This is a genomic window from Serratia sp. szju (assembly GCF_044594185.1).
GTDB classification, from domain to species: domain Bacteria; phylum Pseudomonadota; class Gammaproteobacteria; order Enterobacterales; family Enterobacteriaceae; genus Serratia; species Serratia bockelmannii.
Map to the genome: position 1 here is coordinate 1,090,074 of NZ_CP172576.1, position 13,859 is coordinate 1,103,932.

A 13,859-nucleotide genomic window follows, 5' to 3' on the forward strand; every position below is an offset into this window, starting at 1 on the left:
CGCCGGGCGCTCCGTTGCTGCGTTACACGATAAAGTCAGTGGCGACGTCTACCTGACCGACGATTTTCACCAGGAAGTCCGGCGCCTGATGACCCCCGATGTTCACCGACAAATCGGTCACGTTGTTGGACGCGTTGTAGCTCAGCAGCGCTTCACCGGCCGCGCCGCTGAAGTGATCGACGAAGTGAATGAAGTCGCTGCTCTGCGCCTCTTTGTTGAAGAACGACAGATCAATCTTGTCGATCCCTTTCTGGAAGTCGCGGATCCAGTCTGAAGCGCCCGGTGCGGAATCGCTGGCGGCAGAGAACACGAAGATGTCTTTACCGGCACCGCCCCACAGCTCATCCGCCCCGCCGCCGCCGAACAGTACGTCGTTACCCGCGCCGCCTTTCAGCACGTTATTGGCCGCGTTGCCAACGATCACGTCGTTGCCGGAACCGCCAATGGCGTTCTCAATGGTCACACCGGCGGCGATCGACACGTTGCCCTTCAGGCCGCCCACGTCGGAGAACGACTTCTCGTTCAGGTTGATGCGTTGGTTAGCGGTGTAACCGGAGAAATCGAAGGTATCGTTGCCGCCCGCATCCCAGGCCGCAAAGATCACTTTTTGCGAGTTGCTGGTGGTGCTGAGGAAGTCACGACCGGTGTTGGAGTTAAAGCCGTACACGGTGTCGCCGGTGCGGGTCGACAGGTTGGCGCCATACAGGTGCTGAATGGCGGCAATGTCATCCAGCAGCGGAGCCGCGGCGTAATGACCGCCGTTGTCGCCACCGGTATTGGTTTCACTCCAGTAGCTCATCAGGCTGAACTGACGAGTATCTTCCGCGTAAGTGACGTCGCGGTAGGTCGGGTTGCCTTCACCGGCGTTGTAATCGCCCGGGTGGCTCAGGCCCAGCGCATGGCCAATTTCATGGGTGAACGTCTGGCGGCCGTAGTCTTCGGTTGCCGGATGCTTGACGTTGGACTGGTTGACGTTGTACCAGGTCTGGCCCCCCAGATCCTGCCCCTGCCAAATGGTGTTCGGCAGGAAGGCGTAGGCCTGGGTGCCGTAATCATAGTGGCCGGGGCGATCCTGGCTGTAGTTGCCGAAGGTGATATTGGCCTTTTGTCCGGCCGCCACTTCGGTGAAGGTGATATTGGCGACGTCGGCCCAGGACTGCAGCGACAGCTTAGCCTGCTGCTGCTGTTCCGCGCTGAACTTGCTCAGCCCGGTGTCGCCGGCGACGTTAGTGGAAGAGAACTTATAATCCGGGAAGGAGAAGGTTAATTTGATCGGCTGGCCAAATACCTTGTAACCGTTCCAGGTTTGGTTCTCGCGGGTAATAAACAGCCCAGCTTGCTCGTTAGAAAATGAATCCTTGCCATTAATCTGAATCCCGTTACCCCGCTCATGATAATGCAGCAGGTCGTCTACAGCATCGTAACCGGTTGTCGCGGCCGCGAGGCTGGATTCAGTAATTTCAATTGCCTTTTTAGTAGATTGCATTGGTTCGATTCCACTCATTACCTGATTGATATCAATCAGACAGATAGACATAACCTCCCCGTAAGCCACGGTTAATGAACCTCAAGCTTGCTGGAAGGGGCTTATGCGCCGTTACCGGCAGTGTGTTAGGTAGAATTAATGCATATATATCAGCAAATAAGATCACCATTAAAAATGGTAATCGATTCCAATTATAGGCAGGACCGTAAAACTGCACATAAAATAATCAACCATTTATTATCGCAACGAAAGTTTGTTATGCTGCTTTTTAGGCTTCTTTACAAAGCAAACGAAACTTGATGAGGATAAGTTGGCACCAAACTTCAATAGCAACGCGGCCTGCAGAGTCAAGCGAATCATGCTGGCTTTACTCAGGGGAAAAGGTAAATTTTGCTAAAGCGTTATAGATTAATAACTCTTTATTATTAGGTCGGGCGATTTTTTAGTTTCTATAGGAATATTATTTTCTTATTTAAACTAACGGCAGCGAGCCTTTTCGCCCAAATAGGGGATAAGAAAAGCCGATATATTTAAATTCGCATTATTCATTATTGAATGAATCCCCCTTTTCTACGCCCGAACGCCGTTAGCAATAATTCTCATCCGGCGCTTGACTCTGGAGTGGACTCCAGGGTGTAGAGTCAGCTGAGCAAACCCGTTTAACAGCCCGAAGGGGGACGTTATGCACAATCAGCAAAACCATAATCATCAGGAACATCACCACGCCGAAGGCGGGTGCGGCTGCAACCACAGCCACAGCAAAACGCAGCATGGCTGCAGCAGCGAGCCGAAAAGCGCAGCCGTACAGGCCGAACACGCCCACCATCATCACGATCATGGCGATAGCGGCTGCTGCACCGCCGCCCCCGACGATCCGGACGAGGAAAGCGACAGGCTGGCCGCCGCTCCCCCTTCCGGCAGCCAACGTTTCAGCTGGAAAGTCACCGGTATGGACTGCCCCAGCTGCGCCAAGAAAATCGAAAATGCCGTCACCGCGCTCCCCGGCGTTGACAGCGCACGCGTATTGTTCGCCACTGAAAAACTGGTAGTCGACGCACAGTCCGATCTCAGCCTGCGGATCCAGGACGCGGTCGCCCAGGCCGGTTTTACCCTGCTCGGCACTCAGACCGCCAAAGATGCCGCGCCAAAAGCCTCGCGCTTCGGCGAATTTGCGCCGCTGCTGTTGTTAACTACCCTGATGGTGGTCAGCTGGGTGCTGGATCGGATTAACCCGGAGCTGGGTCGCATCGCCTTTATCGCCACCACGCTAGTCGGGTTGGCGCCGGTCGCCGCCAAGGCGCTACGTCTGATTCGCTCCGGCACGCCGTTCGCCATCGAAACGCTGATGAGCGTGGCGGCCATCGGCGCGCTGTTTATTGGCGCCACCGCCGAGGCGGCGATGGTGCTGCTGCTGTTTATGGTCGGCGAGCTGCTGGAATCCTACGCCGCCAACCGTGCGCGTCGCGGGGTGAAGGCGCTGATGGAGCTGGTGCCGGAAGATGCGCTGCTGCTGCAAGGCACGGAACGCAAACGCGTGCCGGTCGCCAGCCTGCGCCCTGGCGATGTGATTGAAATCGCGCCCGGCGGGCGCCTGCCGGCCGACGCCGAGCTGCTCAATCCGTTCGCCAGCTTTGACGAAAGCGCCCTGACCGGCGAATCGGTGCCGGTCGAGCGTCAACAAGGGGAAAAAGTGGCCGCCGGCAGCCTGTCCGTCGATCAGGCGGCACAGATGAAGGTGATTTCCGAGCCCGGCAAAAATGCCATCGACCGCATTTTGCAGCTGATTGAAGAGGCCGAAGAACGCCGCGCGCCGATCGAACGCTTCCTCGATCGCTTCAGCCGCTATTACACCCCAGCCATCATGCTGCTGGCCGTCGCGGTGATCCTGGTACCGCCACTGCTGTTCTCGCAGCCGTGGGAGACCTGGATCTATCGCGGCCTGACGCTGCTGCTGATCGGCTGTCCATGCGCGCTGGTGATCTCGACGCCGGCGGCCATCACATCCGGGCTGGCGGCCGCCACGCGGCGCGGCGCGCTGATTAAAGGCGGCGCGGCGCTGGAGCAACTGGGCCAGATTCAAACCATCGCCTTCGATAAAACCGGCACCCTGACCGAAGGCAAGCCGACGGTCACCGACGTGCTGCCCATCGGCGCGCTGACCGAACAACGGCTGTTGCAGCTTGCCGCCGCGGTAGAGGCCGGTTCACATCACCCGCTGGCGCAAGCGATCATCAACCGCGCCGCCGCAAGCGGGGCTGAGCTGCCGCTGGCGCAGGCGCGCCGCGCGCTGGCCGGCGTCGGTGTGGAAGGGATCGTGGACGGCAAGACCGTGCTGATCAGTGCGCCGGGCAAGCTGGCGCCGGGCCTGCTCGCCACACAATGGCAGAGCCAGGTAGACAAGCTGGAAAACGCCGGTAAAACGGCGGTGGTGGTGCTGGAAGACGGCGCGCCCATCGGCTTGCTGGCGCTGCGTGATACGCTACGCAGCGACGCCAAACAGGCGATAGCCGAACTGAACGCGTTGGGTATTCGCGGCGTGATGCTGACCGGGGATAACCCGCGCGCCGCCGCGGCGATCGCCGGCGAGCTGGGCCTCGACTATCGTGCCGGTCTGTTGCCGGAAGATAAGGTCAGCGCGGTCACCGAACTGAGCGAACTGCGCCCGACGGCGATGATCGGCGACGGCATCAACGACGCCCCGGCGATGAAGGCCTCCAACATCGGCATCGCCATGGGCAGCGGCACCGACGTGGCGCTGGAGACCGCCGACGCCGCCCTGACCCACAACCGACTGGTGGGCGTCGCGGAAATGATCCGCATCTCGCGCGCCACCCACGCCAATATCCGGCAAAACATCACCATCGCGCTGGGGTTGAAAGGGGTCTTCCTGATCACCAGCCTGCTGGGGTTAACCGGGCTGTGGCTGGCGGTGCTGGCCGACTCCGGCGCCACCGCGCTGGTCACCGCCAACGCGCTGCGGCTGTTGAGAAAGCGCAGCTAAGCTCTGAAACAAACACGGGCGCGGCATACCGCGCCCGTTGTCATTGGGGGAGGGAACTTTTAACTCGGCCGCGCCGCCGTTATACGCCTTTACGCAGCAGATAACGGTATGGCGCCTGCTCGGTCTCCTGCGCCACCAGCGTATGCTCCATAAAGCGGCAGAACCCCGGGATATCGCGGGTGGTGGCCGGATCGTCGGCAATAATCAGCAGCGTTTCGCCGTTGTCCATATGGCGCACGGTTTTACGCACCATCATCACCGGTTCTGGGCAACGCAGCCCCAGCGCGTCGAGCGTCTGGTCTGCCTGGGCAAATAAGTCAGTCATGCAATTTTTCTCGTTCAAAACGATCGGCGAACGCTCGCCGCATCTCATTAGCGCCTAGTTTACGCCGGTAGTTTTTCTGCGCAAGATGCGTTAACGTTTGCGTTAAATTTAACCATTGCATTGGTTGCGCAAACGCGTATCATGCCGCCGCGCAGCGTTTTTTGCTGTTTTGACAAGACACACTGGGTTCCCTCACCCCACTGCTAAAAAGGCTACAACATGTATTCGTTTACCGCACAGCAGCGCTTCACGGCGTTGGTCTGGCTTTCGCTGTTTCATATCGCCATCATTACCTCCAGCAACTACCTGGTGCAGCTGCCGATCACCGTTTTCGGCTTCCATACCACCTGGGGCGCCTTTACCTTCCCGTTTATCTTCCTGGCGACCGATCTGACCGTGCGCATCTTCGGCGCGCCGCTGGCGCGACGTATTATCCTGGCGGTGATGGTGCCGGCGCTGTTCATCTCTTATGTGATCTCCACCGTCACCTATCAGGGAGAATGGCAGGGCTTCGCGGCGCTGAGCAGTTTTAACCTGTTCGTGGCGCGCATCGCCGTGGCCAGCTTTATGGCCTATGTGCTCGGCCAGATCCTCGACGTACACGTATTTAACCGTCTGCGCCAACGCAGCGCCTGGTGGGTGGCGCCGGCGGCGGCGATGTTCCTCGGCAACATCAGCGATACGCTGGCGTTCTTCTTCATCGCCTTCTACAAGAGCAGCGATCCCTTCATGGCCAACAACTGGGTGGAGATTGCGCTGGTGGATTACAGCTTCAAGGTGATGATCTGCCTGCTGTTCTTCTTGCCGATGTACGGCGTGTTGCTGAACATGCTGCTCAAACGCATCGCGGCGCGCAGCGGCAGCCTGCAGCCGAGCTGAGCCATGCTATTCTGGGCGGCCTTATCCTTGGAGGCCGCTCATGACCCCAATCGTCCGCACCGCCACGCTCGAAGAAATCCACCGCCTTTATCAACGCATCCCCGAATTCGGCGGCCTGCATAGCCTGGCCGATCTGCAGCAGCGCATCGGCACCGCCCCCGCCAGCCTGTTGATCGCCGAGATAGACGGGCAGCCGGCCGGTTTCAAACTCGGTTATCAACGGCAGGAAACGGTGTTTTACAGCTGGCTGGGTGGCGTGCTGCCGGCATTCCGTCGCCACGGCGTGGCGCAGGCCTTGTTGGCCGAACAGGAACGCTGGGCTCGGGCGCAGGGCTATCGCCAACTGACGGTCAAAACCCGTAACCGGTTCCGCGCCATGCTGACGATGCTGCTCACCCACCACTATCAGATTGTTCAACTGGAAAAGAAAGGCGAAGTGGCTGATTATCGGCTATTACTGGAAAAAAACTTGTGACAACATCTGCCTTGCATTTCAACCTGGAATAGGTTGCGATACGACAGTGAATCCCTACCGGAAAGGAAGAAGGAAGCCCGATGCGTAAAGTAGCGAAATTGATGGGTATCAGCCTGCTGGCGCTTGGCCTCGCGGCCTGCGACGGCAACACCAAAGACACCAAGGCAGCGCCAGACGGCGCGGCGGCCAGCGCGCCGGCCGGGCAGCAGGTAAGCCTGCTGGACGGTAAACTGGCGTTCACCCTGCCGGTCGGCATGGCGGATCAGAGCGGCAAGCTGGGCAACCAGGCCAACAACATGCATGTTTACGCAGACAGCACCGGCCAGCGCGCGGTGATCGTCATCTTGGGCGACAAGACCGCCGACAGCCTGGAGACTCTGGCCAAACGCCTGGAGAATACCCAGCGCGCGCGTGACGCCAACCTGCAGGTGATCACCAACAAGGCGCTCGACGTCAACGGCGTGCCGCTGCGTCAGTTGGACAGTATCATCACCAGCGGCGGTGAAAAGGCTTATTCTTCCGTCCTGATCGGCTCGCTGAACAACAACATGCTGACCATTCAGGTGACGCTGCCGGCGGACAATCAGCAGCAGGCGCAGACCGAAGCCGAAGGCATCATCTCCACCCTGAAGCTGAAGCAGTAATCCCACAGAGGGCCGGTTTGCCGGCCCTTTCGTTTTTATACCAGCGCCTGCGCCAGCAGGGTGATCGGATGTTCGCAGCGCTTGCTGGTGGACATTTCTATCTGCCATTTGCAGGTTTCGCAGTCGGTCACCACCAGATCCACCCCGCTCTCTTCTATCTGCCGGAACAGCGGCGCGCCGATGCCTTGCGACGTGGCGTAGTTCTCCGATTTGAACCCGTAGGTGCCGGCGATGCCGCAGCACTGCGAATCCAGCACCACCAGCTCCAGCCCCGGTATCTGCCGCAGCAGCTCCAGGGTGTAGGCGGTCCAGCCCATCTTCTCCATATGGCAAGGCGTGTGATAAGCCACCCGCAGCGGCGTGCGCTTGAGCGGCAGGCTGCGCCCCTGATTGATCAGGCGATAGAGATAGCGCGTCGCCAGCTCCACCCGATCGCGCACCGCAGTGGTGTCTACGTCCAGCAGATGAGGGTATTCGTCACGCAGGGTGAAGGTGCAGCTCGATGAGGTCGCCACCACCGGAATGCCGCGCTCCAGCACCGTTTCCTGCAGCGATTCGGCATTGACCCTGGCCTGCTTTTTAGCCTGCTCGATAAACCCGTTGGCGATCAGCGGCACGCCGCAGCATTTCTCGCGTTTCAGCAGCTGCACGCCGATATCCAGCGCGTTGAACACCCGGATCAAATCCTTGCCCAGCTGCGGATGGTTATAGTTGACGAAGCAGCCGTGGAAAAACGCCACCTGCTCGGCGTAACGCTGCTGAGCCTGCGCCTGTTGCCGGTACCAGCGGCGGAAGGTGCCGAAGGAATATTTCGGCAGTTCACGGCGGTGATCGATCTTCAGCGCCTTGTCCAACAGCTTGCGCACCGGTTTCAGCCCGGTAGCGGCGTTGACGATCGGCGCAAACGGCGTCGACAGCGAGCCCATGATATCGGTGTGGCTGAGGATGGCGTCGCGCAGCGTCGGCTTGCTCTGGGCGAAGTCGGCGCGGGCGCGCTGAATGATGTCGCCGATTTTGACGTCGGACGGGCAGGCCACTTCACAACGCTTGCAGTTGGTGCAGTATTTCAGCGCTTCGTCGTACAGCGCCGGGTCTTTCAACCGCAGCCGCTCGCCGTCCGGCCCCGCCTGTTTCGGCCCCGGATAGAGCGGGTTCACTTTGGCGACCGGGCAGTAGGTGGTACAGACGGTACATTTGATGCAGCTTTCAAAGCTGTGGTCCTGATGCAGGCTCATACGCACTCCTCCGCGGCGATCTGCTGCGCGACGTGCAGCGCACCGATCAATGACACGCCGGCGCCGCAGCCCTGCTGCAGCGGATCGTAGCCGCCGGCGACCGCGCCGATGGCATACAGATTGTCGAACGGCATTCCCTGTTTCATCGCCCGCAGCCTGCCGTCGGTGCGCACGCCAAACTGCAGATAAGGCTGCGGTGCAAACAGCTCGCGCTGGCTCCAGTCGGCGCGATCGGCGCGGCTGTGCACGTCCAGCCCGAAGATCGGCTCGCGTACCCCGTCGAAATCCGCCACCAGCCCATTGCTGAAGAAGCTGCCGCTGGCCAGCACCACCTGCTGCGCTCGCAGCGGAATATCGCCGTGGTTGCGGGTGTACAAACCGGTGATGCGGCCAGCCTCGCTCTCGGCGCGCAGCACGCTGTCGCCGGGCATGAAAATGCCGCCCAGCTGCTGAAAACGCCGCCGCAGCGCCTGATGCAAGCGCATGCCGGGTACCGAAGGCGGCAACGTCGGCAGCAGTCGGATCGGTTTGCCGACCGCATCCTGCAACACCGCCAGCGACGCATCGTCCTCCAGGCCCAGACAGGCCGGCAGGAAGAGCGCCTCGGCCTCGCCCGCCAGCCGCCGCAGCTCTTCGGCCATCGGCGGCAGGCTTTCCATCAAATCCAGTACCCGGGCGATGTTCACCGCGCGGAACTCACTGGGGTTATTGCGCAATCTGTCCAGCGCCGGCATGTGCAGATAGGCCACGTCCGTCTGCACGCCGAGCTCGCGGCTCAGGGAATCGGCGGCCATCTGCGGCTGGAAGTCGAGGAACCCTTCGATGCCGATCACCGCGATGCGCCGCCACGGCAGTTGGCCGGTCAGCGGCAGCGTCGGGATCGCCTGCGGGCTGAGCCAGGTGGCGCGGCGCGTGCCCAGCGGCGTAATGCGCAGATGGTTATTGGTTCCCTCCCCCTGCAGGTTCAACCCGCAGCGCTCCAGCAGCCGCTGTGCGGCAGCGGACAGCGCCGCCACCCGGCCGGGCCCGATCAGGGCATACGGATGCTGCGGCGCCTGCTGCGCCAGCTGCGGCAACGCCGCCAGCGGCATCTCGACCGGCGTGCCGTCCGGCAATCTCGCCAACAGGTCGAGCGAGCCGGAGGAGAAGTAGAGCGCGCTCTGGCCAGAACTGACCACCGCGCAGCGCTTGCCCTGTTCGGCCACGGCAATGGCGCAGCTCAGGCCCGCCAGACCGCCGCCAATCACCACGACGTCAAATCGCATCATCTGCCTCCTGCTCCTGGTCGGCCTGGGCTTCAAGCCCGCATAATCCCTGGTAAACCCAGCTGGTAAATTCGCTCTCGCGCAGCGCATCGCCCCAGGCGATCGGCCGTACGCCTTTCCAGCGTTCGTTGAGGAACTGCGACAACTGCGCGATGGATTGCTGCGGCGTGCTGACGTTAAAGCGCGTCAGCAGCCCGGCGGCGCGGCAGGCGCAGAGTTCGCCCTGGCAGGTGCCCATGCCGACGCGGGTGCGGCGGCGCAGATCCACCAGGTTATTGACGGTCAGCGAATTGACCGCATAACGCACTTCCCCGGCGGTCACCGCCTCGCATTCGCACACCAGGCTGGTGTCGAGCCGATCGGCCGCCGGCACCTGGCTGGCGCGATCGCCGTGGCGGTAAATCGCCGAGCCACGGATGCTGGCGGGCAGTGAAACCACGCTGCGCACCGTTTCCTCCGCCGACTGGCGGGATCCTGGCAACGCGTCCTGCGCGGTGGTGCACGGACGGTTTACGCCAAGCTTTTCGCACACCTTGTCGGTGGCCCACTCCGCCATCAGGCGGTAGGTCATCAGCTTGCCGCCGGTGATGGTGATAAACCCTTCCAGCCCGTCGCGGGCGGCGTGATCGAGCAGCACGATGCCGCGGCTGACGTTGCGCCCGCTGGGATCGTCGTCGCTGGCGACCAGCGGCCGCACCCCGGCATAGGCGCGCAGAATGCGGGTCTGCGCCAGGGTGGGCGCCAACAGCGCCCCCTCGCGGATCAGAATGTCCACCTCCTGCGGGGTCACCAGCATGTTGTCAATTTGGTCGTAGTCGATATGGGTCGAGGTGGTGCCGATCAGCGAGATGGTGTCGCCCGGCACCAGGATGTCGGCGTCCGCCGGTTTGCGGCAGCGGTTGATCACCATGTTGTTGATGCGATGGCCGAGGATCAGCAGCGCCCCCTTGGCCGGGAACATGCGAATGCGTAAATCGGCATATTCGGCGATCTGCTGGCCCCAGATACCGGCGGCGTTGACCACCACCGACGCGTGCAGCTCATAGCGCCGCTGATTCTGATGGTCGTAAACGCGCACGCCCGTTACCCGATCGCCGCTGCGCAACAATCCCACCACCTGGTGGTAGGTCAGGATCTGCGCACCGTGCTCGCGCGCGTCCAACATGTTGGCGGCGGTCAGCCGGAAGGGATCGACGGTGCCGTCCGGTACGCGCACCGCGCCGATCAGCGCCGGGTTAGCCGCCGGCTCCAACCGCAGCGCCAGCTGCGGGTCGATCGCTTCGGCGTCGATGTCGGCCTGGCGACAGGCCGCGATAAACTGCTGCTGATAGTCCAGCGAGTCTTGCGGCAAGGTGATGAACAGCCCGTCGGTGCGCTCGATACAGTGATGCGCGATGCGTTTCAGGATGCGGTTTTCTTCGATGCACTCGCGCGCCGACTCGCCGTCGGTCACCGCGTAGCGCGCGCCGCTGTGCAATAAACCGTGGTTGCGGCCGGTGGCGCCGGTAGCGATGTCGTGGCGCTCCAGCAAAATGCATCGCAGGCCGCGCCGCGCACAGTCGCGGGCAATGCCTGCGCCGGTGGCGCCGCCGCCGATGATGATCACATCCGTTTCGCCGCCGTCAAAATAGCTGCTCATGTCGCTCCCTCAGGATCGGTAGTTATGAGCCTATTGAGCCACGGTTATTGGGGTCTTTGTTTGATAAGGAACAATAACGAACATAAAACGAAATAAAAATGACCACAAAAAACCATCAATGTGATCATAATCACGATTTTTGGACGTTTTTCTATTTCATAACGTTAACGAATCGCTCAAAATCCGCCGTGGTTTCATGAAAGTGTAACAATTGCGCCATTCGTCACAGCGACACCAGGCGTATTTGATGACAATGGCGCTCGTTATGGAACACAAAAACACCACATTCGATATCCGCTCAATCATCAAATGAACGTAAAAGGTCATATTGATGTGATAACAGATAAAGCCATCGGAGGCGCTCATGTTGAGTATTTTTAAGCCAGCCGCACACATCGCCCGTGTGCCGAGCGATAAGGTAGATCCGCTCTACCGTAAGCTGCGCTGGCAAATTTTCCTGGGGATCTTCTTTGGTTACGCCGCCTACTATCTGGTGCGTAAGAACTTCACCCTGGCCATGCCTTACCTGATCGAACAAGGCTTCAGCCGCGGCGACCTCGGCTTCGCGCTGTCGGGCATCTCTATCGCCTACGGCTTCTCCAAATTCATCATGGGTTCGGTTTCCGACCGTTCCAACCCGCGAGTATTCCTGCCTGCCGGCCTGATCCTGGCGGCGGCGGTGATGTTGTTCATGGGCTTCGTACCGTGGGCAACTTCCAGCATCGCGGTGATGTTCGTTCTGCTGTTCCTGTGCGGCTGGTTCCAGGGCATGGGTTGGCCGCCGTGCGGCCGCACCATGGTGCACTGGTGGTCGCAGAAAGAACGCGGTGGCATCGTCTCCATCTGGAACTGCGCCCACAACGTGGGTGGCGGCCTGCCGCCGCTGCTGTTCCTGCTGGGCATGGCCTGGTTCAACGACTGGCACGCGGCGCTGTACATGCCGGCCTTCGGCGCCATCCTGGTGGCCCTGATCGCCTTCGCCCTGATGCGCGATACCCCGCAATCCTGCGGCCTGCCGCCGATTGAAGAGTACAAAAACGACTACCCGGACGACTACAGCGAAAAAGACGAAGAAGAGCTGACCGCCAAGCAGATCTTCATGCAGTACATCCTGCCGAACAAGCTGTTGTGGTACATCGCTGTCGCCAACGTGTTCGTCTACCTGCTGCGTTACGGCATTCTGGACTGGTCACCGACCTACCTGAAAGAAGTGAAGCACTTCGCGCTGGACAAGTCTTCCTGGGCCTACTTCCTGTATGAATACGCCGGTATCCCGGGCACCCTGCTGTGCGGCTGGATGTCGGACAAAGTGTTCAAAGGCAACCGCGGCGCCACCGGCGTGTTCTTCATGACGCTGGTGACCATCGCCACCGTGGTGTTCTGGATGAACCCGGCCGGTAACCCGACCGTGGACATGATCTGTATGCTGGTCATCGGCTTCCTGATCTACGGCCCGGTGATGCTGATCGGCCTGCACGCGCTGGAGCTGGCGCCGAAGAAAGCCGCCGGCACCGCCGCGGGCTTCACCGGCCTGTTCGGCTACCTGGGCGGCTCGGTTGCGGCCAGCGCCATCGTCGGTTACACCGTAGACTTCTTCGGTTGGGACGGCGGCTTCATGGTGATGATCGGCGGCGGCGTGCTGGCGGTTATCCTGCTGCTGCTGACCATGCTGAACGAGAAGAAACACCACGCGGAAATCGCTGCCGGCAAGCGCGGCTAACCGTCACACGACTTTTGCATGATTTAAAGGCCGCCCTGCGGCCTTTTTACTACCCTGCCCCCAACAACACGGAGAAAACGGAATGCGGACTCAAGTCAAAGCCCTGCTGACAGGGATCATTCTCGCCACCTCAATGGTCAGCGCCGCCCAGGCGGCGGACAAAGTGGTGATCGCCCACCGCGGCGCCAGCGGCTACCTGCCGGAACACACTCTGCCGGCGAAGGCAATGGCCTACGCGCAGGGCGCCGATTACCTCGAACAAGATCTGGTGATGACCAAAGACAACGAGCTGGTGGTGCTGCACGACCATTACCTCGATCGCGTCACCGACGTCGCCGAACGCTTCCCGGACCGCGCGCGTAAAGACGGCCGTTATTACGCCATCGACTTTACGCTGGCGGAGATCAAATCGCTGAAGTTTACCGAAGGCTTTGACATCGAAAACGGCAAGAAGGTACAGGGCTACCCAGGCCGCTTCCCGATGGGCAAATCCGACTTCCGCGTACACACCTTCCAGGAAGAGATCGAGTTCGTGCAGGGTCTGAACCATTCGACCGGCAAAAACATCGGCATCTATCCTGAAATCAAAGCGCCTTGGTTCCACAAGCAGGAAGGCAAAGACATCTCCAGCAAAGTGCTGGCGGTGCTCAAGCAGTACGGCTACACCGGCAAGAACGACAACGTCTACCTGCAGTGCTTCGACGCCAACGAGCTCAAGCGCATCAAGAACGAGCTGGAGCCGAAGCTGGGCATGGATCTGAAGCTGGTGCAGCTGATCGCCTATAACGACTGGCAGGAAACCTACGAGCAGAAAGCCGACGGCAAGTGGGTAGAATACGACTACGACTGGATGTTCAAACCGGACGCGATGAAGAAAATCGCTCAGTATGCCGACGGTATCGGGCCGGACTACCACATGCTGGTGGTGGCGGATCAATCCAAGCCGGGCCACATCGTGCTGACCGACATGGTGAAAGAAGCGCATGCCAGCAAGCTGGCGGTGCATCCGTTCACCATCCGCGCCGATGCGCTGCCGAAGTACGTGACCGACGTAAACCAGCTGTATGACGTGATTTACAACCAGGCCGGCGTCGACGGCGTGTTCACCGACTTCCCGGACAAGGGCGTGCAGTTCCTGCAGAAGCAGGGCCAGCACAAGTAATGCCAAGGGCGCCGCAAGGCGCCCTTAT

At 60.6% G+C, this 13,859-nt stretch carries 11 protein-coding genes; 6 read left to right on the forward strand and 5 right to left on the reverse strand.

Features of this window, described 5'->3' with window-relative positions:
* Positions 1-22: 22 nt before the first annotated feature.
* On the reverse strand, positions 23-1,486 hold the full coding sequence (locus RE418_RS05240) for a serralysin family metalloprotease (protein WP_025304892.1): 1,464 nt from the start codon (positions 1,484-1,486) through the stop codon (positions 23-25).
* Between the two features lie 682 nt (positions 1,487-2,168).
* Between RE418_RS05240 and RE418_RS05245 the strand changes: the two genes are divergently transcribed.
* Positions 2,169-4,487, forward strand: a complete 2,319-nt coding sequence (locus RE418_RS05245) for a zinc/cadmium/mercury/lead-transporting ATPase (protein WP_060448389.1) — start codon at positions 2,169-2,171, stop codon at positions 4,485-4,487.
* A gap of 79 nt (positions 4,488-4,566) precedes the next feature.
* Here RE418_RS05245 and tusA read toward each other — a convergent pair whose 3' ends face one another.
* Positions 4,567-4,812 (reverse strand): sulfurtransferase TusA, encoded by a 246-nt coding sequence (gene tusA / locus RE418_RS05250; protein WP_025304890.1) that lies wholly within the window; start codon positions 4,810-4,812, stop codon positions 4,567-4,569.
* Between the two features lie 219 nt (positions 4,813-5,031).
* Between tusA and RE418_RS05255 the strand changes: the two genes are divergently transcribed.
* From RE418_RS05255 to RE418_RS05265, 3 genes are all read left to right on the forward strand, one after another.
* Positions 5,032-5,691, forward strand: a complete 660-nt coding sequence (locus RE418_RS05255; protein ID WP_025304889.1) for a 7-cyano-7-deazaguanine/7-aminomethyl-7-deazaguanine transporter — start codon at positions 5,032-5,034, stop codon at positions 5,689-5,691.
* Positions 5,692-5,731: 40 nt separating this feature from the next.
* Positions 5,732-6,166 carry a GNAT family N-acetyltransferase gene (locus tag RE418_RS05260; protein ID WP_043142199.1) on the forward strand — a complete coding sequence of 145 codons (435 nt, stop codon included), beginning with the start codon at positions 5,732-5,734 and terminating at the stop codon, positions 6,164-6,166.
* 80 nt (positions 6,167-6,246) lie between these two features.
* Entirely contained in the window at positions 6,247-6,810 is a 564-nt protein-coding gene (locus RE418_RS05265; RefSeq protein WP_025304887.1) for a DcrB family lipoprotein, read from the forward strand.
* A gap of 35 nt (positions 6,811-6,845) precedes the next feature.
* Here RE418_RS05265 and glpC read toward each other — a convergent pair whose 3' ends face one another.
* From glpC to glpA, 3 genes are read right to left on the reverse strand one after another with little or no spacing between them, the layout of a single operon-like run.
* Positions 6,846-8,045: an anaerobic glycerol-3-phosphate dehydrogenase subunit GlpC gene (gene glpC, locus RE418_RS05270; RefSeq protein WP_089181529.1), complete on the reverse strand. Its 1,200-nt coding sequence runs from the start codon at positions 8,043-8,045 to the stop codon at positions 6,846-6,848.
* On the reverse strand, positions 8,042-9,310 hold the full coding sequence (gene glpB / locus RE418_RS05275) for a glycerol-3-phosphate dehydrogenase subunit GlpB (RefSeq protein WP_025304885.1): 1,269 nt from the start codon (positions 9,308-9,310) through the stop codon (positions 8,042-8,044). Before glpB ends, glpC begins: the two co-directional genes overlap by 4 nt.
* A complete protein-coding gene (glpA, locus tag RE418_RS05280) occupies positions 9,300-10,949 on the reverse strand; it encodes an anaerobic glycerol-3-phosphate dehydrogenase subunit A (protein WP_025304884.1) in 1,650 nt (549 codons plus the stop codon). The genes glpB and glpA overlap by 11 nt, the downstream gene beginning before the upstream one ends.
* A gap of 364 nt (positions 10,950-11,313) precedes the next feature.
* On the opposite strand from glpA, the gene glpT reads away from it, so the two are divergent.
* Positions 11,314-12,669, forward strand: coding sequence for a glycerol-3-phosphate transporter (gene glpT / locus RE418_RS05285; RefSeq protein ID WP_025304883.1), 1,356 nt, complete (start codon positions 11,314-11,316; stop codon positions 12,667-12,669).
* 82 nt (positions 12,670-12,751) lie between these two features.
* Complete coding sequence (gene glpQ, locus RE418_RS05290) at positions 12,752-13,831, forward strand: glycerophosphodiester phosphodiesterase (RefSeq protein WP_089181528.1); 1,080 nt, start codon at positions 12,752-12,754, stop codon at positions 13,829-13,831.
* The last annotated feature ends 28 nt before the right edge of the window (positions 13,832-13,859 follow it).

Coding starts and splice junctions, on each gene's coding strand:
- RE418_RS05240 (WP_025304892.1), bottom strand. CDS start 1,486: ATGCAATCTACTAAAAAGGCAATTGAAATTACTGAATCCAGCCTCGCG.
- RE418_RS05245 (WP_060448389.1), top strand. CDS start 2,169: ATGCACAATCAGCAAAACCATAATCATCAGGAACATCACCACGCCGAA.
- tusA (WP_025304890.1), bottom strand. CDS start 4,812: ATGACTGACTTATTTGCCCAGGCAGACCAGACGCTCGACGCGCTGGGG.
- RE418_RS05255 (WP_025304889.1), top strand. CDS start 5,032: ATGTATTCGTTTACCGCACAGCAGCGCTTCACGGCGTTGGTCTGGCTT.
- RE418_RS05260 (WP_043142199.1), top strand. CDS start 5,732: ATGACCCCAATCGTCCGCACCGCCACGCTCGAAGAAATCCACCGCCTT.
- RE418_RS05265 (WP_025304887.1), top strand. CDS start 6,247: ATGCGTAAAGTAGCGAAATTGATGGGTATCAGCCTGCTGGCGCTTGGC.
- glpC (WP_089181529.1), bottom strand. CDS start 8,045: ATGAGCCTGCATCAGGACCACAGCTTTGAAAGCTGCATCAAATGTACC.
- glpB (WP_025304885.1), bottom strand. CDS start 9,310: ATGCGATTTGACGTCGTGGTGATTGGCGGCGGTCTGGCGGGCCTGAGC.
- glpA (WP_025304884.1), bottom strand. CDS start 10,949: ATGAGCAGCTATTTTGACGGCGGCGAAACGGATGTGATCATCATCGGC.
- glpT (WP_025304883.1), top strand. CDS start 11,314: ATGTTGAGTATTTTTAAGCCAGCCGCACACATCGCCCGTGTGCCGAGC.
- glpQ (WP_089181528.1), top strand. CDS start 12,752: ATGCGGACTCAAGTCAAAGCCCTGCTGACAGGGATCATTCTCGCCACC.